General features: G+C 44.3%; 15 protein-coding genes. 14 read left to right on the forward strand and 1 reads right to left on the reverse strand.

The window, feature by feature from the left end:
- The first annotated feature begins 484 nt into the window (after positions 1–484).
- From V1225_RS06895 to V1225_RS06960, 14 genes are all read left to right on the forward strand, one after another.
- Positions 485–2,059 carry an InlB B-repeat-containing protein gene (locus V1225_RS06895; RefSeq protein ID WP_338548069.1) on the forward strand — a complete coding sequence of 525 codons (1,575 nt, stop codon included), beginning with the start codon at positions 485–487 and terminating at the stop codon, positions 2,057–2,059.
- A gap of 113 nt (positions 2,060–2,172) precedes the next feature.
- Positions 2,173–2,874: a prolipoprotein diacylglyceryl transferase family protein gene (locus V1225_RS06900; protein ID WP_338548071.1), complete on the forward strand. Its 702-nt coding sequence runs from the start codon at positions 2,173–2,175 to the stop codon at positions 2,872–2,874.
- A gap of 47 nt (positions 2,875–2,921) precedes the next feature.
- The gene (locus V1225_RS06905; protein ID WP_338548072.1) at positions 2,922–7,094 is read left to right on the forward strand and encodes an FN3 associated domain-containing protein; all 4,173 of its coding nucleotides are present in this window, start codon (positions 2,922–2,924) and stop codon (positions 7,092–7,094) included.
- 79 nt (positions 7,095–7,173) lie between these two features.
- Complete coding sequence (locus V1225_RS06910; protein WP_160200632.1) at positions 7,174–7,632, forward strand: hypothetical protein; 459 nt, start codon at positions 7,174–7,176, stop codon at positions 7,630–7,632.
- A 471-nt stretch (positions 7,633–8,103) separates the two neighbouring features.
- Complete coding sequence (gene larE / locus V1225_RS06915) at positions 8,104–8,856, forward strand: ATP-dependent sacrificial sulfur transferase LarE (protein WP_251612798.1); 753 nt, start codon at positions 8,104–8,106, stop codon at positions 8,854–8,856.
- A 22-nt stretch (positions 8,857–8,878) separates the two neighbouring features.
- Complete coding sequence (larB, locus tag V1225_RS06920) at positions 8,879–9,637, forward strand: nickel pincer cofactor biosynthesis protein LarB (protein WP_160200630.1); 759 nt, start codon at positions 8,879–8,881, stop codon at positions 9,635–9,637.
- The gene (larC, locus tag V1225_RS06925) at positions 9,638–10,843 is read left to right on the forward strand and encodes a nickel pincer cofactor biosynthesis protein LarC (protein ID WP_251612796.1); all 1,206 of its coding nucleotides are present in this window, start codon (positions 9,638–9,640) and stop codon (positions 10,841–10,843) included.
- A complete protein-coding gene (locus V1225_RS06930; protein ID WP_161909225.1) occupies positions 10,843–11,823 on the forward strand; it encodes an ABC transporter permease in 981 nt (326 codons plus the stop codon). The genes larC and V1225_RS06930 overlap by 1 nt, the downstream gene beginning before the upstream one ends.
- Positions 11,820–12,641 carry an ABC transporter permease gene (locus tag V1225_RS06935; RefSeq protein ID WP_161909224.1) on the forward strand — a complete coding sequence of 274 codons (822 nt, stop codon included), beginning with the start codon at positions 11,820–11,822 and terminating at the stop codon, positions 12,639–12,641. Before V1225_RS06930 ends, V1225_RS06935 begins: the two co-directional genes overlap by 4 nt.
- Before the next feature lie 15 nt (positions 12,642–12,656).
- Positions 12,657–14,231, forward strand: coding sequence for an ABC transporter substrate-binding protein (locus tag V1225_RS06940; protein WP_338548078.1), 1,575 nt, complete (start codon positions 12,657–12,659; stop codon positions 14,229–14,231).
- A 4-nt stretch (positions 14,232–14,235) separates the two neighbouring features.
- The gene (locus tag V1225_RS06945; RefSeq protein WP_338548080.1) at positions 14,236–15,723 is read left to right on the forward strand and encodes an ABC transporter ATP-binding protein; all 1,488 of its coding nucleotides are present in this window, start codon (positions 14,236–14,238) and stop codon (positions 15,721–15,723) included.
- A gap of 88 nt (positions 15,724–15,811) precedes the next feature.
- The gene (locus V1225_RS06950; RefSeq protein WP_160201550.1) at positions 15,812–16,225 is read left to right on the forward strand and encodes a DUF3842 family protein; all 414 of its coding nucleotides are present in this window, start codon (positions 15,812–15,814) and stop codon (positions 16,223–16,225) included.
- Positions 16,226–16,342: 117 nt separating this feature from the next.
- Positions 16,343–18,196 (forward strand): sigma 54-interacting transcriptional regulator, encoded by a 1,854-nt coding sequence (locus V1225_RS06955; RefSeq protein WP_160201551.1) that lies wholly within the window; start codon positions 16,343–16,345, stop codon positions 18,194–18,196.
- A gap of 14 nt (positions 18,197–18,210) precedes the next feature.
- Positions 18,211–19,044, forward strand: a complete 834-nt coding sequence (locus tag V1225_RS06960) for a M55 family metallopeptidase (RefSeq protein ID WP_251612788.1) — start codon at positions 18,211–18,213, stop codon at positions 19,042–19,044.
- Positions 19,045–19,341: 297 nt separating this feature from the next.
- Here V1225_RS06960 and alr read toward each other — a convergent pair whose 3' ends face one another.
- Entirely contained in the window at positions 19,342–20,463 is a 1,122-nt protein-coding gene (gene alr / locus V1225_RS06965; protein WP_338548083.1) for an alanine racemase, read from the reverse strand.
- Positions 20,464–20,465 lie beyond the last annotated feature (2 nt).

A 20,465-nucleotide genomic window follows, 5' to 3' on the forward strand; every position in this document is an offset into this window, starting at 1 on the left:
ATGTTTGCGGGCGCGCATCTGAAGCTTTCCTTTGTGGAAGATTGGCGTAGATTCTTTCTGGGGAAAATGGATTTCTGTAATAAATCGAAGTATTGTCAAAAATATAACAAATTTCTAACTGTGTTTTGGTATAATAAAAAAATAAATGGCGTCAGAACTATGAATGAGTTGAATGGAAACATTGAAATTTTAATATTTGTAATGGTTGTAAACGCTTGATAATCTGTTCGCACAGGTGTTACCTTCTCAGTTCTAATAACTTGACAAAGGGGCGTGGGTAGAGTACTATAATATATAAGTAAAAAAGGATAAAATGTTTCAAATATGTGATGCCCTCTCTTCAGACAGCTAAAACATTTCTATGAGGGGTTAGCACATATTTAAGGAAACTGGAGCCGACCATGAGAAATCCAATTAAGGTGGTATGATAGCAAAAGCTATGATATAGATGAAACTATTAATATTAAGTAAAGGAGATGAAAGAATGAAAAAAGTAATGAGTTTAGTTCTGACAGTAGCTATGCTGGTTTGCTTTATGCCGACGATGGCGTTTGCTGCAGAAAAGAACTGGGACGACAACGGCAAAATTTATTTTGCACTTGAGTCTGGGGATACGACTGCATCTGTAACCGCTTATGATGACTACAGCGTGGTTGCTAAGATTGTCGGTGAAAAAGTAGATGCAAACTCAGCAACTGCTACGTTGAAGATGAAAAACATCGCTGGACTTGGAATTACAGGGCTGAGAGAAGCAAGCTATACTCTTAATACTGGAATTGATCTTAAAGGTATTCCGCTAAGTGCTGCGCTGCAGAATCTTTTTGCATTTGAATCTGCTGTTTTAGAAGGAAAAGTAGATAATCTTGACTTTTCTTATGCAGTAGAGGCTACCGATAAGAACCCTTCTACGTTTACTGTAGAGGCAAACCCTATCGGCGGTGCTGATAAAGTCAGAGCAGCTTGGCAGAAATTAGTTGATATGGTGGAGGTAACTGCAGGAACAGATGACAGCAAGATTTTTATTCCGGCAGGCGCATATATAAAGATTGGCTATGAAAAATTAATCTTTGATAAGGACTGCACAGTAAATCCAAGCAGTCAGAACGGTCTTGGCGGTTCTGAAGCTGCTATTAGAGATGCTGCACACTTAGAAACAGGCGTAACTACGGAGAATGGCAATAATATCGAAATATATTTGCCAAAGGGAAGCTCTTTACAGGTCAGCAGTTCTGCTGCAACCTTAAAGAGAGGTGTTACAGTAAGAAGTGACCTGGCATTCTCTGACGAAATTCAGGAGCCGCTGGATACTTTGAGAACGGCTGACGACGCAAGAGTTGTTATCGCATTCTTTGTTAAAATGTTTGATGATGCAGTAGGTCAGGCTAACGGTCAAACTGTAAATGTTACTATTCTGGGCGATTACGATATTACTTTCATTAATGAAGGAACAAAGACTGTAGAAACTGCAAAGTTCGGCGAAAGCGTATCTCTGCCGGCAGAAACTCCTGAAAAGGAAAATGCAACCTTTGATGGATGGTATATCGGAGATACAAGAGTTACTGGTACCGTGCGAGTAACTGGAGATATGGAAGTTGTTGCTAGATTTACTGACAACCAGCCGGTAACTCCTCCAGTTGGTCCAACTACACCAACAACTCCGGTGGATCCAGAGCCTCCAACAGATATCGAAGATCCTGATACACCGTTGGGACCTCTTCCTGATGAAGAAGTTATCGCTGCAGTACAGGGTGCTAAGATTAAGCTGACTTCTAAGCTGACAACCTTGAACGGTAAAAAAGCAGTAAAGGTAACTTGGACAGTGCCATCGGCAGTTGAAGAGTTAGAACTGGACGGATATGAAGTATATAAATCCACCAAGAGATACTCTGGATTTGGAAAGACTCCATATTTTAAGACAACTACTAAGAAGAGCTATATTAATAACAAAGAACTGAAGAAAGGCAAGACTTACTACTACAAAGTAAGAGGCTATAAGATGGTGGGAGATCAGAAGGTTTACACCCAGTGGTCAACCAAAGCATGGAGAACCATCAAATAGTTCTGTGCCTAATAGTTTCATTAAGATGATATGGGCAGTCTTCGCAGACTGCCCTTTTATCAAAGTCGGATGATAGAGCAACAATGATATTATAAGGGAATGGAGATATAGAAGTGTTTTTTCCCTGGATAGAGGAACATATATTACTGATTTGTTTGATTTTTGCCACGGCAATAGGTTGTGGCTGGCTGTGGATATTTCGTCACAGACTACAGATTCCCTCATCGTTAATTCCTGTTATGTCTGCTTTAAATACAGCCGCAGGAGTGGTGTGTGTTAAGTTATTTGCAGGATTAGAAACATGGGGAAACCCGTTAGAAAGCGGTCAGTCTCTTTTCGGAAGTATTTTTCTTTTGCCTATCGTGTATTTCATAGGCGCGAGACTATTTCGCAGACCGTTTTATGATGTATTTGATGTTTTCGTCATGTGTACGATTACAACCCTGATATTTGCAAGAATTGCTTGTATTGTAAGCGGCTGCTGTCAGGGGCAGTTTTTGCCAGGAAGCGAATCCCTTCGCTGGCCGACGCGAGAATTAGAGATTATATTTCATATCGGATTATTGATTTTTTTCTATATAAAAAATCGAAAGGGCACTCAATTAGGAGAGCTTTGGCCACTATATATGATTGCATATGGTAGTTTCAGATTTTGCGAAGAATGGCTGCGTGCAGGAGAACTGGTTTTCGGACCATTTCATTATGGTCATATCTGGGCAGTATTGAGTGCTATTATTGGAAGCGCAGTTTATTTAGAGTTGCGGGAACAAAGAAGTAAAGTTGAATATAAGAATGTTAAAAAACAGTTTAGATAGAAGAGAGTTAGTGCAATTTAGAAGGAATTAGTAAAAGGAGTTTTGAAATGCTGAAACGTGTACTGAAACGTGTATCCATGGAATTATTGATTGCAATCCTGCTGTTTAGCCTGTTTGCAATGATTTTGGCTCCAAATTCTGCTTTTGCAGGCATATCCGGTGCGCTGAGCGACCAGAATATCAGCTTGAGCGAAAAAGGAAGCGGCACATGGGAAGTAAAAGATGGCACTGGAATTACAGGATCCGTAACGGGAACTGCGGGAGGCGGCTGCAGCAGTGCAAAGTCATCAACGGCAACACTTGTAATTAAAAATGCCAGCGATAAAGCAGAAACTTTGTATTTCGCTTTTAAAGCCACCCCAAATGGAGGCTCCGTGCAGATAGGCGAAGAGACATACACGAGTTTATTTAACGGGGATTTTGAAACTGAATTAGCGCCAGGCGCATCTGTGAATATCGTAATTACCTCAGCAGAAGATGAGAAGACGACATCTGTTGATATAAGTGATATACAGCTTGGGAAAAATGAGAATCCCAGCATAACTTTTGCAGAGGCCGAACACGGCAGTTACACCGTAGACGGCGAGTCCATCAGCGAAACCCAAACATTCACAAAGGCAGGGGCGGAAGGATATCTGCTGGAGACCGGAGAAGGTGAAACGGAATACGAGTTTATGGGCTGGTATCTGGATGATAAACTTTTATCAACGGATGTAAGCTATTCCTTTTTCCCAACTAAGGATGGAACAATTTCTGCAAAATTCAGCAAAGCATCCGATCCGATGCTTGGAGTAGGCTCAAAGGTTTATTTTAGCTGGGATGAAGCAATCAGTGAAGCAGAAAGCAGTGATTCGAAGGTCATCACGCTATTGAGAAACGGCGTGATGGAAGGGGATTATACGATTCCAAGCGGCGTAACTTTATTGATTCCTTTTGATGATGCAAACACCTGCTATACAACGAAACCAGGAATTGCGACAACTGGTACGAGAAAAGAGTATCGGAAATTGACTGTAAATGGAACATTAACTGTAGCCAGCGGCGGTGCAATCAGTGTCAGCGCGGCCCATTCTTCGCAGCAGCCGAATGTTGGGGCTGTCGTAGGTGCATACAGCCATATAGAACTTTCAGATAGTGGAAGAATAGATCTACAGTCCGGTGCATCACTCTATGCTTATGGATATATCACCGGAGACGGACTTGTACAGGCAAATCCGGGCGCACAGGTTTATGAGTACTTCCAGATTAGAGACTGGAGAGGCGGAAGCTGTACATCTCAATTGAACAAAGCAAGCGAAAAGGTATTTCCGTTCTCCCAATATTATATACAGAACATTGAAGCGCCGCTCAAACTTTATAAAGGTGCGCAATTAAAAGGCTACACGAGTATTTATGCGGCCAAAACTAATACAAGCGCAGAGATTTCTTTTATCGGTGACGGCGGACTTTATATGCTGACAGATGAGAACAGCTATCTGATAAAGAGATATGATAAAACAAACGATAGACTTTATCTGGATGTTAATGGCGGATTGAATGTAAATGAAATTTCTCTCAATGTAAAGTTGTCTATTATTTCGCAGACCGTGCATTCATCTGATTATGTTCTTCCGATTAATGGAAATATTTCCATCATTATGCGGAAGGGAACAATGCATGTGAACGAAGATATGTCTTTGCTTCCGGGTGCTGAAATAACGATTGAAGAAGGCAGTGAATTAGAAGTAACTGAAGGAGCAGATCTGTTTGTATACGATAGAGAGGAATGGATAGGAAAAGGCTATATTACTGGCAATCGGGATTTCTATGCTGCGGCGTATGTGGCAAATCAGCAGCAAAGATATACCCGTACTGCAAATGATTTAAAAGACGCAAAGATTGATATTAACGGCACAATGACTGCAAATGGAGGCGTTTATACGACAGCTGGCGGCGGCAATATTATCAGCAGCAAGGGAACCGGTCAGTTTGTATTATCAAATGCTGTAGACGGAAGCAGAAAGTTACATGAGATAACACAGAGCAATACAGATGCGACTTTCCATGAGATAGCAATTACGCCGGCGCAGTTATGCAATGCTGACGAAGCATTTACAGAAATCACAGAAGGAAAAGCCGGATACATCTATACTTATAATAAGGGTAAATGGTCTGCAGGCAGTCCGATTGCCAGTGTAGATGCCAAAGATTACGAGAAGGAAGGAATCTTTGAGGGTGATAAGTCTGTAGATCTCAGGATAGAGGGTGTAGCAGGAGCAGAAATTCGTTATACAACGGACGGAAGTGATCCAACTGCGGACAGTTCTCTTTATGAGAATCCGATCGCACTAAAATGTGATAGCGACAAGGATGTAGAATACACCATCAAAGCTGCTGCATATAAAGACGGTAAACAGATTGGTCCGGTTGTAGCATATAAGTATACGATTACTTCCGGTCATAAGTACGGAAAATGGGAGTGCACTGCAGCGCCAACTGAAATGACAGAAGGTACGCTGGAAAGAACTTGCAGCATATGCGAAGAAACAGAAAGTGTAACACTTCCGGTTTTATCAGAAGACAGCCAGGAATATGATGTGGCGATGAATCCTGCGCCGACCTGTACAGAGGGAGGAATCGCAATCTACATTTATAAAACGGAAACCGAAGAGGCATTTTCCTTTGAGGTAGAGCTTAACGCAGCCGGACACATCTATAGCGAATGGGAGATTGATACTAAACCGACCCAGTTGGCACCGGGACATATGTCCAGAAGATGTATCGGATGTGAGGATATTTATGAGGAAGAGATTCTTCCGATGTTAAGTGAAGACGATTATACGTGTGTGCGTGTGACAGAACCGAATTGTACTGATACAGGGCTGGATAGATATACACTGAAAAATGATGAATCAGTTATGGTAGATATAAGCCTTGAGGCGCTTGGTCACAGTAAGCGTTTTGTAGAGGAAAAAGCAGCGACCTGTGAGAAAGACGGCATTATTGCACATTTACATTGCCAGCGCTGCGATGGGAATTTCGATGAAGATGGTAATGAAGTGCAGGATGTAACTATTACAGCATTGGGTCATAACTATGGTGCGTGGAAAGTAACTGTTAATCCGACAGAGGAGGCGGCAGGCGTCTTAACTAGAGTATGTGCACGTGGTGCGTGTGGAAATGAAGAAACCAAGACATTACCGGTTCTCGGCAGTGAGGCATATGTGGTGAAGGTTGATGAACCAAGCTGTACTGAGGCGGGTGAAGCGGTTTATCGGTACACAGCAGATGGTCAGGACTTTGTTTTCAAGATGATACTTGATGCGAAAGGTCATGATTACGGTAAACTAATAGAGGGTAAAGCGGCAACCTGTGAAGAAGATGGAATTCTTGCACACTACACTTGCAGCGCTTGTCATATGAATTTTGATGAAGACTACAAAGAAATGAACGGCGTAGTAATTGAAAAGCTGGGACATAAGGCAGTAGCTGATGAAGCTGTGGAAGCAACCTGTGCTGCAACTGGATTAACTGAAGGCAGTCACTGTGAGGTTTGCGGTCTTGTATTAAAAGCGCAGAAGATAGTTCCGAAAACTGAAGCGCATACACCGGTTGATATAGAAGAAACAGCTGCAACTTGTGTAAAGGATGGAAAGACAGCTGGGAGTAAGTGCAGTGTGTGTGATAAAGTTTTGATTGAGTCCGAGGTTGTGCTGGCGACAGGTAAGCACATTTATGAAAATGGAATATGCAGGGATTGCGGCGCTGCTGAACCGTCAATACCAGTTGGTCCAGTAAATCCTCCAGTAGACCCAAATCCGGGTCCTACGGAACCGACAACACCGGTAGAGCCGCAGCCACCGACAGAAATCGAAGATCCGGATACACCGCTGGGACCTCTTCCTGACGAAGAAGTAATCACAGCAGTGCAGGGAGCAAAGATTAAGCTGACTTCCAAGCTGACGAAGCTGAACGGAAAGAAGGCAATTAAGGTGACGTGGACTGTTCCAAAGAACATCGAGGACATTGGTTTGGACGGATATGAAGTATATAAATCCACCAAGAGATACTCTGGATTTGGAAAGACTCCATATTTCAAGACAACAACAAAGAAAAACTATATCAATAACAAGGAACTGAAGAAAGGCAGAACTTACTACTACAAGGTAAGGGGCTATAAAGTGGTTGGAGATCAGAAGATTTACACCCCTTGGTCAACAAAAGCCTGGAGAAGGATTTAATTGATGTAGAGTTTATATGCAAAAAGACGACCTTTATAGGTTGTCTTTTTGCGCATTATAGTGAGAAAGGAAGACATTTATGCAGAATTTTGACGTTTTGCAAGGTCTGTTTTGGAGTGTTACATATATACTAATAATTGTATATAACGTAAAAAATCGGAATACGAATATACCGCCAATCGCAATATTTATAAATTTTGCTTGGGAGATAAACGCTTTGCTCCAAGATATTACAGTTGAAGGAACGGCTAGTTTTATACACATTGCATGGTGTGGGCTAGATGCTGCAATTGTGGGGTCCTACCTACTATTATGTAAGCCTGTATACTTTAAGAAGATTTTTCTAATGCCAATTTTTCTCTTGGGACTATTGTCATTTATGGTGGCGTTTAGACATTCAAATGGAATGTTGATAACTTCTTTTTTTATTGATTTTACTATGGAAATGGAGTATCTATTATATAGTTTCAGCAGCCGCAGCAAACAAATGAAAGTAGATATAACTGCACTATCTATAGGGAGTATCATTTGTTTGTAAATTTGATTGGGGTAATGATTCTGATGATTAATTATATATATCTTAGACGAATTTTACATCTCAAATGCTGTAAAAAACAACAATAAACGAATCTGTTTTTTCTATAATAGAATAGTCGCCAGGGAAGAATGTGTCCTTATTCGATTTCGGTGTTGGGGAAAATTAAATTATCAAAACTAATTATAAAATCCATGAAATCAAATACATTTTTTTCGGTGTATCATATCAAAGGGCTATTTTAAAGCTTAGGGATAACAGGTTCCGGCTCAAAAAAACTTGATTTTTGAGCCGGGCTGGGGTACAATAAATATATTAGATTTCATGAAGAAATTGCGTGCAGACTTTGAAAAGTTCTGATAAACATTGCATCATAAATTACATATTAGAAAGATTGCGCCACGAAGGCAGATAGGGTTTCGCAGAAACCCAGCTTTGTTCGTGGCGTTTTTGTTTTGTCGAGAGAGGATGAACATGGAATATAGAAATTTAGAAGAGTTTTTTAAAGAAAATCGAAAGGTAGCTTTGGCTTTTTCAGGCGGAGTGGATTCTGCGTATTTACTTTATGCGGCGCAAAGATGGGAAGCGGATGTGACTGCCTATTTTGCAAAGAGTCAATTTCAGCCGCAGTTTGAGCTTTCGGATGCAAAGAGGTTGGCTGCAGAGCTTTCTGCAAAGCTGCGCATTTTGGAGTGCGATATTCTGGAGGACGAAACCGTTGCAGCAAATCCGGAAAACAGATGTTATTACTGTAAAAAGCACATTTTCGATAGGCTGCTTGAGGCGGCAAAAGCAGACGGATACGATGTTATCATTGACGGCACTAATGCTTCTGATGATGCCGGGGACAGACCGGGCATGCGGGCGCTTTCCGAAATGAAAGTTCTGTCACCGCTGAGGCTTTGCGGAATGACAAAAAAAGAGGTTAGAGATCGCTCGAAAGCGGCTGGGCTTTTTACCTGGGATAAGCCATCTTATGCCTGCCTTGCGACGAGAGTGCCTACAGGCGAAAAGATCACCGAAGAAAAGCTGTGCCGGATAGAAGGCGCAGAGGCTGCACTGATGAAACTGGGATTTTCTGATTTTCGGATCCGAATGTTCCATGACAGCGCCAGAGTACAACTGCCAGATGCACAAATGGATCAATTTGTAGCTGTGAGGGAGTCCGTAACCGAAGCGTTAAAACCATATTTCAATATAATACTGCTGGATATGCAGCCACGATAAAGGAAAACAGAAAGGAATAACTATGGAACAGCACGAAGTAAGGCAGCTGCTGCAGAAAGTAGCTGCAGGACAGATAGATGTAGAACAAGCTTTGTTAGGACTGAAAATGGCGCCTTTTGAGGAAATTGATATCGCATCGCTGGATCATCACAGAGGGATCCGCCAGGGTGCATCGGAGATTATTTATGGGGCGGGAAAAAGTCCTGAGCAGATTGATAAAATCGCTCATAGTCTTTGGAACAGCGGGCAGAAGACTATCCTCATTACGCGTATGAGTCAAGAAGCTGCAGAATATTTTCAAAGGGATATTCCTTTTACGTATTTTGCGGAAGCAAGAGTTGGACTTGTCGGTCAAAAAATTGCGCCAAAGCACGAAGGCTATATTCTGGTTGCCACAGGGGGCACTAGCGATATTCCAGTTGCAGAGGAAGCTGCGCTGACTGCCGAAATCATGGGTAATCGTGTAGAGCGGCTTTACGATGTAGGGGTTGCGGGTATTCACCGTCTTCTCGCCCATGTAGAAAAAATTATGGGCGCCAGGGTGATTATCGCTATTGCAGGGATGGAAGGAGCCCTTGCTTCTGTCATCGGAGGTCTTGCAGACTGTCCGGTGATTGCGGTACCTACCAGCGTAGGTTATGGCACAGCCCTTGGCGGTGTGACAGCACTTTTGTCCATGCTGAACTCCTGCGCCAGCGGAGTCAGTGTTGTCAATATCGACAATGGCTTTGGCGCTGGATATCAGGCAAATTTGATCAATAATATGGAGAGTGGAAAATAAATGAAGACTTTGTATATAGAGTGTAATATGGGCGCTGCAGGGGATATGCTGATGGCGGCGCTTTTGGAATTGATAGAAGATAAAGAGCAAGTTTTAAAGCAACTGAACAGCCTTCTGCCGGAGAAGGTGACAGTTGCCTTGGAGCCGTCCGAAAAGTGTGGTGTGACGGGAAGTCATATACGAGTTACTGTTGACGGTATAGAGGAAGGTGTTTGCCACCATGGACATCACGATCATGAACATGTTCACGCTGAACACCACCATCATCACAGCGGGATTGCGGAGATTTACAAACTGATAGAGGCTATGGAGGTTGCTGAAAAAGTAAAGACTGATGCAAAAGCGGTCTATAAACTGATTGCAAGTGCCGAATCGAAGGTGCATGGAAAGACCATGGAGGAAATTCATTTCCACGAGGTGGGAACGCTGGACGCAGTAGCAGATGTAGTTGGAAACTGTCTGCTCATGGAAAAAATCGGAGTACAGCGCATTGTGGTATCGCCGATTCATGTCGGATCCGGCAGCGTAAAATGCGCCCATGGCATACTGCCTGTACCAGCGCCTGCAACAGCGCTGCTTCTTGAGGGACTTCCGATTTACGGCGGAGAAATCAAAGGGGAACTGTGCACGCCGACAGGCGCAGCTCTTTTGAAATATTTTGGAACATCTTTTGAAACTATGCCTGCCATGACCGTAGAAAAAATAGGCTATGGTATGGGCACAAAAGACTTTGAGCAAAGACCAAACTGCGTCAGAGTGCTTTTGGGAGATGATGGTATTGCGGAAGCTGCAGCCAATGAAGTAGTAGAGCTTGCAGCAAACCTTGATGATATGACAGGGGAAGAACTGAGCTTTGCTATGGAAACCCTCTTAAAAGAGGGCGCATTAGATGTGTATTTTGAGCAGATTATCATGAAAAAGTCCCGTCCGGCGGTAAAACTGGTCTGCATGTGTAGACCGGAAGAAAAAGAAAAGTTTGCAGAGCTGATTTTAAAACACACTACCACCATCGGGGTGCGCGCATATGGGCTGGAGCGCTTTACTCTCAAGCGAAGAGTAGAGACAAGACAGACGCCTTGGGGCAAAGTTGATGTGAAGGTTTGCAGCGGCTATGGAGTTACCAGAGAAAAGCCGGAGTTCGCACAGGTAGCGGAAATAGCGGAAGCGCAGGGTCTTTCTATCAGGGATATCAAAGAGAAAATCTAATGAGAAAAATATGTAAAAAATTAATGCAGCTTTTTATCATATTAGTGCTTCTATCTGTGGCGATCTTTGTGATTGCTCGTCTTTGTCCAGGTGATCCGCTTAAAGCCTACTACGGCGACGGGATAGAGCGTATGAGCACCATGCAGCAGGAAGCTGCCAGAGAGCGTCTGGGACTCAATGATTCCATGCTGACTCAGTATTTGCGGTGGGCTGAAAATTTTCTGGATGGTAATCTAGGGCTTTCTTATAAGTACAAACAGCCTGTGCAGGCAGTGATTGGAAATGTGTGGACAAACACCCTGATTCTTGGCGGTGTGTCTTACGGGCTAACCTTTGGATTTGCAATCTTATTGGGCATGTTCTGCGCACGCAGAGAGGGAAGTCTTTCCGACCGGCTCATCTGCAAAATTGGTGTCATTTCAGCCAATGTACCGTCCTTTTTTCTGGCGCTGGTATTGATTCTGCTCTTTGCGGTAACCTTGAAAATTCTGCCAGCAGGAGGCGCTTACTCCCTTGGAAACAGAGAAAATTTGACAGATCGCTTTTTACATCTGATTCTGCCGGTGACAGTTATGGTTTTAGAACATCTGTGGTATTATGCCTATATGGTGAGAAACAAGCTGCTCGCGGAAACCCGCAAGGACTACGTGCTCCTTTGCAAAGCCGAAGGCATTGACGCAAAGACTATTATGAGAAAACATTGCTTACGCAATATTATGCCATCTATGTTTGTCATCATGGCGATTTCCCTGCCTCATATTCTTGGGGGCACTTATGTGGTAGAAATGATTTTCGGATATCCGGGGCTTGGCATGCTCGGTTTTGAAGCTGCTATGTATCAGGATTATAATATGCTGATGGCGCTGACACTTCTGACTGGCGCTATCGTGGTCGTATTTAATATACTGGCGCAAATTCTGAGCGAATGGCTTGATCCGCGCATGGAGTACGAGAAAACATTTCGGGAGGTGAGGGCATGAGTCCTAAGAAAAAACTGCCAAAGGCAGCTTTCTGCACGCTTCTTGGGATTATTATCTGCTGCGGGTTGGCAGGCGTGCTATCGCCTTATTCCCCTGAAATGATGGACAGCAGTGCCGCAAGCGTAGCGCCGTGTATAGCCCATCCCTTTGGAACAGACCCCATGGGTAGAGACTTACTGACTCTGATTTTATACGGAGGACGAGCTTCTCTCCTAATCGGACTGATCAGTGGGTTGATTTCCACAGCTATTGCGGTGGTTTACGGGACAGTTAGCGGGCTGGCAGGTGAATGGATTAGTGATTTGCTCATGCGGTTTTCAGAACTTATCATGAGTCTGCCGCAGATTTTACTGATTCTTTTTCTGCAGGCTCTTTGGGGAAAAACCACAGTGCTTTCCCTGGCTGTTATCATCGGACTGACCGGCTGGATGCAAATCGCAAAGGTAGTTCGCAGCGAGGTCAGACAAATCCGGGGAAGTGATTATGTGCTGGCGGTCAAAACCATGGAGGGTGGATTCTGGTATATTTTATGGAGACATTTTTTACCTAATTTTATTTCTTCCATCATGTTCATGGTAGTGACCAATATCGGGCAGGCGATGATTACAGAGTCCACATTGAGCTTTCTGGGACTGGGGCTGCCGCTTACCATGGTGTCATGGGGAAGTCTTTTGTCCATGTCGCAGGAGGCGATGCTTTCCGGGAACTGGTGGATGGTGCTTCTGCCTGGCACGGTGCTCATTGTGACGCTAGTTTGTGTAACTGCGATTGGAGAATCAGTGAGAAAACAAAACAACAAACTTCACAGTAACTTATAGAAGAGGAAAATGAAGATGAAAAGAAAAATATTGACAACGATATTATGTATGATATTGGTAATTATAGTGGGAGTGGCGCTGGCAGGCTGCGGAGATAGCAGTGAAAATGGCAGCACCGTGTCTGCAATGGCGGCTGGTGAAAACACGCTGGTATATGGTAGTCAGGATTATACAGCCATCAATCCGGCACTTTATGAGCATGGCGAGATCAACCTGCTGCTGTTTGCTGGGTTAACTGCGCATGATGCGGAGAATAATGTAGTGCCTGGGCTGGCAAAGACGTGGGAGTTTGATGAGAAAACTCTTACCTATACGTTTCAACTTCGAGAAGGTCTGACCTTTCACGATGGACAGCCGCTGACTTCTGCTGATGTAAAATTTACACTAGATCTGATTCTGGATGAGAATAATCAGTCGGAAATTATTTCCAATTATACAGATATTCAGGAGATAAACTGTCCTGATGATCTGACCGTAGAAATAAAACTGAAGCAGATCAATGTGGCATTTCCTGATTACATGACTATTGGCATTCTGCCGAAGCACCTTTTGGAAGAGAGGGATCCGGCAACTGACAGTTTCAATCAGAATCCGGTGGGCGCAGGTCCTTATAAACTGGTTTCTTGGGATCAAGGTCAGTCCATTACCATGGAACGATTTGACCAGTATTACGGTGGAACACCAAAAATTGAACGGGTGATTTTCAAAATTGTTCCAGAGATTGACGCAAGAGCCATGCAGCTTCGCTCTGGAGAAATCGATATGGCAATGATTACGGCGAAGACTTCCGCCAGTGTAGCAAAGGAGAGCGGATACCGGATATATCAGATGAAAACCGCAGACTACAGAGCCATTGCATATAATTTTGCTAAGCCTGTATTTTCGGAAAATCCGGAACTTGCCGGCATTCTCAGTTATGCCATCGACAGAGACGCGATTGTTAAAAGCGTTCTTCTTGGCGAGGGGGAAGCGGCTTATTCACCGCTGCAAAAGGGCGCTTACAATAATGAAGAGATGGAGCGTTTCGACTATAATCCAAAGAAAGCAGAAACGCTTTTACAAGAAGCCGGCTGGACAAAAGGAGAAAGCGGCTATTATGAGAAAGATGGAGAAGAACTGGGATTTGTCATTTCAGCCATGGCGGATGATTCAGTGCGAGTTGATATGGCGAAAATGTGTGCAGCACAGCTTCGGTCAATCGGAATTAATGCAACAGCTGAGGCGAAAGCTTCTTTAGACTGGGCAAATCAGGACTGCTGTATCATCGGCTGGGGAAGTCCTTTTGATCCGGATGACCACACCTATAAAATCTTCTCTACCGGTGCTGGCGATAATTACACCGCTTATGGAAATACGGCAGTTGACAGGATTCTTGAAAAAGCAAGACATACAGAAGATGACAGCGCAAGAAAAGAGCTTTATATGGAATTTCAGGAGGAACTGACAAAGGCTATGCCGTACAGCTTCATCGCTTACGTGGATGCCTCCTATGCAGTACGTGAGAATGTAAAGGGAATCACAGAAAATACAGTGCTGGGTCATCACGGCGTAGGTGTGTTCTGGAATATAGCAGAGTGGGAAATTCAGTAAAACTATGGATAGTATTTTAAAAATAGAGAACTTCAAATTGTCCTTTCACGGTGCAGGCGGGAAAGTGGAGGCGGTAAAGGGGATTGATTTTGAAATTTTTCCCGGAGAAAAGGTGGCTCTGGTTGGTGAGTCGGGTTGCGGCAAAACGGCAACCTGTCGTGCAGTTATGATGCTGCATAGCCGTCATGCAGAAGTGGACAGCGGACATATTTATCTCTGCGGGCGGGATGTGACGCATATGACTGAGGCGGAATTGACAGATGTGCGCGGTCGCAGCGCCGCTATGGTCTTTCAAGACCCCATGTCTTCTCTGGATCCGGTGTTTTCCGTGGGCAGTCAGATTACGGAGCCGATTTTACGTCACGAGAAAATCAGCAAAAGCAAAGCGAAAGCGAGGGCGATTTCCCTGCTGAGGCGGGTGGGAATTGAGGACGCAGAAGTGCGTTTTCATCAGTATCCCCATCATTTTTCCGGCGGGATGCGTCAGCGAGTTGCTATTGCCATTGCCCTTGCTTGTAATCCGAAGCTGCTCATCTGTGATGAGCCGACGACGGCGCTGGATATAGATACCCAGGGGCAGATCATCAAGCTGCTGCGAGAAGTTAGCAGTGAGGCAGGCTGCAGCATACTTTTTGTGACCCATGATTTGGGACTGGCAAAGGAGATGGCGGATCGAATTATCGTCATGAAGGACGGTGTTATTGTGGAGAACTCTAAGACTGGGGCGATTTTTGAAAATCCGCAGCATGGGTATACGAAGCAGCTTCTGCACTATGCGCAGTATGGAAAGAGCGGCAGTCACTTTCATGGAAGAGTTAGAGAAGAAGCGTCTTTTGCGGCGGTGGATTCAGAGCCGCTAGTGAAAATTTGCGGACTTTCTCAATATTTTTCCCTTGGAAAAAAACGTGTACACAAGGTCTTTGAAGATTTTTCTCTTACCATTGAAAAAGGGGAAATCGTCGGCATTGTAGGACCTTCCGGCTGCGGAAAATCGACTCTTGCAAGATGTCTTGCGGGGATTCAAAAGCCGTCAGCCGGTACGATTACTTTTGCGCCGGATTGTAAAAAACAAATGATTTTTCAAGATAGTGCGTCGGCTTTTAATCCGCGTATGAGTCTTTTTCAGATTATTGCAGAGCCGCTGCAGATTTCCAGCAGAAAAAAGGAAGGGAAAGCGCTGGGCAGGGCGGAAGTGAAAGAGCAGGTAAAGGAGATGATGGAACTGGTTGGACTTTCTCCGGAACTTGCAGAAAGGCATCCCTACCATGTTTCCGGTGGACAGAGGCAGCGTGCGGCTATCGCAAGGGCACTGATTACAGATCCGGATTTTCTCATCGCAGACGAACCTATTACCTCTCTTGACGTTTCTCTGCAGGCACAGATTATTCATCTGCTCAAAGAGTTGTGCGAAAAGCGAAATCTGACGATGCTGATTATCGCCCACGATCTTCCTATGGTGGAACATATCAGCGATAGGATTGTAGCCCTATAAAAGATAAAAAATATTATAAACGTATATCGTTGCTTTTCCTTCAAGATGTGGTAGAATAGTACTGATAAAAGGCATTGAGGGAGGAACCATGCGTTTTCTAGTAATAGACGGACAAGGCGGCAGATTGGGAAAGCTGCTTGTAGAAGGAATCAGAAGAGAGTTTTCACGGGCGGAGATTATGGCGGTGGGAACCAACGCTGTTGCGACGGCTACTATGCTAAAGGCTGGGGCTGATGAGGCTGCAACAGGAGAAAACCCGGTCATAGTAGCAAGTCAGCGGGCGGATATTATTGCTGGACCTATCGGTATTGTCATTGCAGATTCGCTTCTTGGAGAAGTGACACCTGATATGGCAGTTGCCGTAGGGCAAAGTCATGCAGCTAAGGTGCTGGTTCCGATGAACAGGTGTGATAATCTGGTGGCAGGCGTAAGTATGCTGCCGGTCGGAGAGCTTGTAGAGGACGCCATTATTAAAATAAAAGAAGCAGCTGACAATATGTAACAATCTGACAGGGTGTCGATAGAATACGTTATCGGCTACCCTGTTTTTTGGTAAGACAGTTTTGGCTTGATTCTTGCATAAGAATAGAGCGGGGATTAAAGAAGGAAGGGAAAAAACATGCACAGAAGTAATGTGAAAGAGGCTATCGAGCTTCTGATGAACAGTATGAATCAGGGCATTATTTTTGTTGACAGCGAAGGAAAAATACAGCTTTGCAATCGCAAGGCCAAAGAGACAACGGGGATTATCATTAATGCAAAGACAGGACATGATGCGGGGCAGATTTGTGAAGGTGATATTGTCGTTATTGCGGACAACAAGCTGGGTGATGACGATGGTCTGATGGGCAGAGAAGAATTGACGCTTCTCAATATCAATGATGCCGGTATCCATAGAGGAGACATGCTGGTAGCGGTCGGTGTTTACAAAAATAAGAAGATTGAACCGCAGTACAAATATATCAGAGAACACTCCCTGAATGTCCCTATGAAACTGGACGTGAATTATTGGGGATTTCATATTCAGGCCATTATTGACACAGGAAAAAAAGAAACGCTGATTTCTGTCAATGACATGGTTCACAGACTGAGATATTCTAATTCCGTTGGAAACGTTGTAATTATTGACGGGATTACCGGTAATATTAAATTTTTTCAGGCAAAAGGGTATAGTGTCAGACAGGAAGATTTAGGCTATTTGCTACGCGGTGCAACCTATCAGGCAAAGAGCGTAGAGGACACGGATGTGGATGTGACAGGTCAGCGATTTTGGGATTTGTTTCAGCAGTCACCTTTGACAGAGAAACTGCAGCTTGTACTGGAGGGTACGGAGGAAAAGGTTTATAATCAGCTTTATGAAATCAATAAAAGACCTTTTAACTGCAGCATTGTAAAGTGGACCGATGAAGATGAGGCTGGCGCTGATGGAGCCTTTTTGCTGCTATCGGATGCTTCACATCTGGAGAGACTTTTGAGCGAACGTGATCAGATTATTCAGCGAATTGAAGAACAAAATACGATAGGGGGGATACAAAACCTTGACTATCCAGAAGACGCTTTTTCTGGCTTTGCAGGCAAGAGCAACAAGGCGCGGGAAGTCAAATATATGGCGTGGAAAGCGGCTAAAAGCAGATTTAATGTGATTATTACCGGAGAAAGTGGGACCGGTAAATCCAAATTGGCGAGGGAAATTCATTCTATCGGCATGCCCGGCGCACCTTTTGTGGAAGTAAACTGTAATGCTATTGCACCGACTTTATTTGAAAGTGAACTGTTCGGATATGTGGGGGGTGCTTTTACTGGTGCAAAAAATGAAGGAAAGACAGGATTCTTTGAGGCAGCCAACGGCGGCACGATTTTTCTAGACGAAATAGGTGAAATTCCGCTGGATATTCAAGTGAAACTGCTTCATGTACTGCAGAACAAAACCATTTACAGAGTCGGCTCTTCCAAGCCGATTAAAGTGGATGTGCGTGTGATTGCAGCGACTAATAGAAATTTGGAAGAAGAAGTTTCGCTGGGCAGATTCCGCCAGGATTTGTTCTATCGTATCAACGTATTTCCTATCGAGATCCCGTCTCTTAGGGAAAGGAAAGCGGACCTTTATCTTTTGATTAATCAGATTCTGGAGAAGGTCTGCGATACTTATGGACTGGAACAAAAACAGTTTTCTGGTGAAGCTTTACAGAAATTGATTTCCTACAACTGGCCAGGTAACGTGCGTGAACTGGAAAACGCAATTGAGCGTGCGATTACCCTGTGTGAGTCCAACATTATCTATTCGGAGCATCTGCAAATCGGAAAGGGAAATATTCCTGTGACTATGAAGGAGATGCTGGCAAAGGAAGAAGCCCGCATTTTAGAAATGGCTTTGATTAAATACAATGGGGATAAACAGGCGGCGATGGAGGAACTTGATATGTCCAGAACGGTTTTCTATGACAAGCTAAAAAAGTATAACATAAAATATTAACGGAGGAATTAAGTATGAGGATTTTTATTTCAGCGGATTTGGAAGGCATTAACGGAATCGTTGCACCGGAAGATGTTGAAGAGGTGGGGGCAGGTTATCAGCAGGCAAGAATTTTTATGACGGAGGAAGTAAACGCAGTTGTAGACGGTGCTTTCGCAGGGGGTGCTACAGAAGTGGTAGTCTGCGATTCTCATAATATTTCTCAGAATATCAAAGTGGAAATGCTGGATGAAAGGGCGCAGATTACCAGAGGGGACACCCGCAGAAATTCTATGGTTCACGGCCTTGATGAGTCATTTGACGGATTGATTTTGGTAGGTTATCATGCTAAATTCGGCACACAGAATGCAATTTTGGATCATACCTTTAATCCGGCAACTATCAGAGATTTAAAGGTCTCCGGCATGAGTGTAGGCGAACTTGGCATGAATTCTTACTTTGCAGCAGAAAAGGGTGTGCCCCTTCTCATGGTGACAGGTGATCAGGCACTGGAAGCAGAGGCGAAGACTTTTGACCCTGAAGTGGAGACTGTAGTCGTAAAATATGCAGAGGGCAGATTTTGTGCAAGATGTCTGCCGAGAACCCAGACTCAGAAAATGCTGAGAGACACTGCGGAAAAAGCTGTCAGAGCTGCTAAGAGCAGAAAGCCGGTTGCTGTACCTGAAAAGCCGGAAATGGAAGTGACCTTTCAGCAGGTGAATTTGGCTGATGGGGCAATGCGCGTACCTGGCACTAAGAGAATTGATTCTATGACAGTGGGAATCAGCGCAGAAAACATGGATGAACTGATGGCATTGCGCCAGATTGTTTTCGGTGCAGGCAGTGATTTCTATAACTCTTTGTTCTAAGTGATGCAGGGAGCGCTGCGCTTGCAAGATCGATTTGCTACTGTGTATGCATAAATTTAGTAAAATCCCTTAAAATATGCACGTTTATCTTTGCAGGTGTGCATATTTTGAGGGATTTTCAGTGAAATATGCAGATTGAGACGATAAAAGGCAGTCAACTCGAAAGATAAAATCGAATTGACTGCCTTTTTCTGCATATATTTAGCCTTTTTTTAGGAAATATGTACAGTACTGTGCATATATTTGGCAGTTTCATCTAAAATATGCACGCGCATCAACACCTGTCAGCAACAAGGGCTATTTACCAATATAAACCCTTGGCGGTCTTGCGGTCAGTCTTGCAATGATGTCATTTTTGTTGGTGCCGGACAGGGATGCTGCTTCTGCGATAGTCATGGAGCCGTCTTTTCCATCTCCGTAGATGATGGCTTCCATACCGCAGCAGACATCCGGCACATCGGTGACATCCGCCATACACTGATCCATGCAGATAACGCCGACGATAGGCGCCCGGGCGCCGTTTATAATGACATAGCCTTTATCTCGGAGGTTTCTTGGATAGCCATCGGCGTAGCCGAATGGCAGGGTTGCGATGATGCTGTCACGCTCCGCCTTCCAGAGATAATCGTAGCTGAGACCTTCACCTGCGGGAATTTCATGGAGCTGAGAAATTGCTGTTTTAAAGGTTAGAATTTGCTCTACGTTGATATCCGCGTATTGAGCGCCTTTCATACCGTAAAGCAGAGCGCCCGGACGCACCAGATTCATGCGATACTGCGGATAGTCCACGCAGGCGATACTGTCTGCAATGTGCTTGTAGCGGAACTTGCAGCCTATGGCTTCTAGTTTTTTGATAAAGTCGGTGAACTGCTGGTACTGCTCCTCGTCTTCAGAGAGACCGGCGAGAGCTAGGTGGCTGAAAATCCCCTGTACTGCAAGATGAGGAACTTTGAAAATATCGGAGATTTCTGCTGCGAATTCATCAGAAGGACATTTTCCAAGACGGTGAAAACCGGTGTCCACCTTGATATGAACGCAGGCGGTTTTGTCAAGAGAACCTGCCAGTTGTCCAAGCTTCTCAGCCTGTTCGATGGACCAGATGGTCTGAATGATATCTTTTTCTACAACCCAGTGGAGCAGCCTGTCAGGGGTATAGCCCATGATGAGTACTGGGTAGTCGGGATATGCTTCTTTTAACTCTAAAGCCTCGGTCAGTGTGGCAACCGCCAGGGCGGAAGCGCCGCAATCCATCAAAGTCTGTGCGATGGCGCAGGCGCCGTGACCGTAGCCGTTGGCTTTGATAACCGGCATGATGTCGACGTCAGCGCCGACCATCTCCTTGATTTTAGTTATATTACCAGCCAGCTTATTTAAATCGACGACAATTTGTGTGTCGCGAAGGATTTCTGTATTTGTCATGT

Origin of the sequence: Emergencia sp. JLR.KK010, from assembly GCF_037018265.1 — a bacterium.
GTDB classification, from domain to species: domain Bacteria; phylum Bacillota; class Clostridia; order Peptostreptococcales; family Anaerovoracaceae; genus Senimuribacter; species Senimuribacter intestinalis.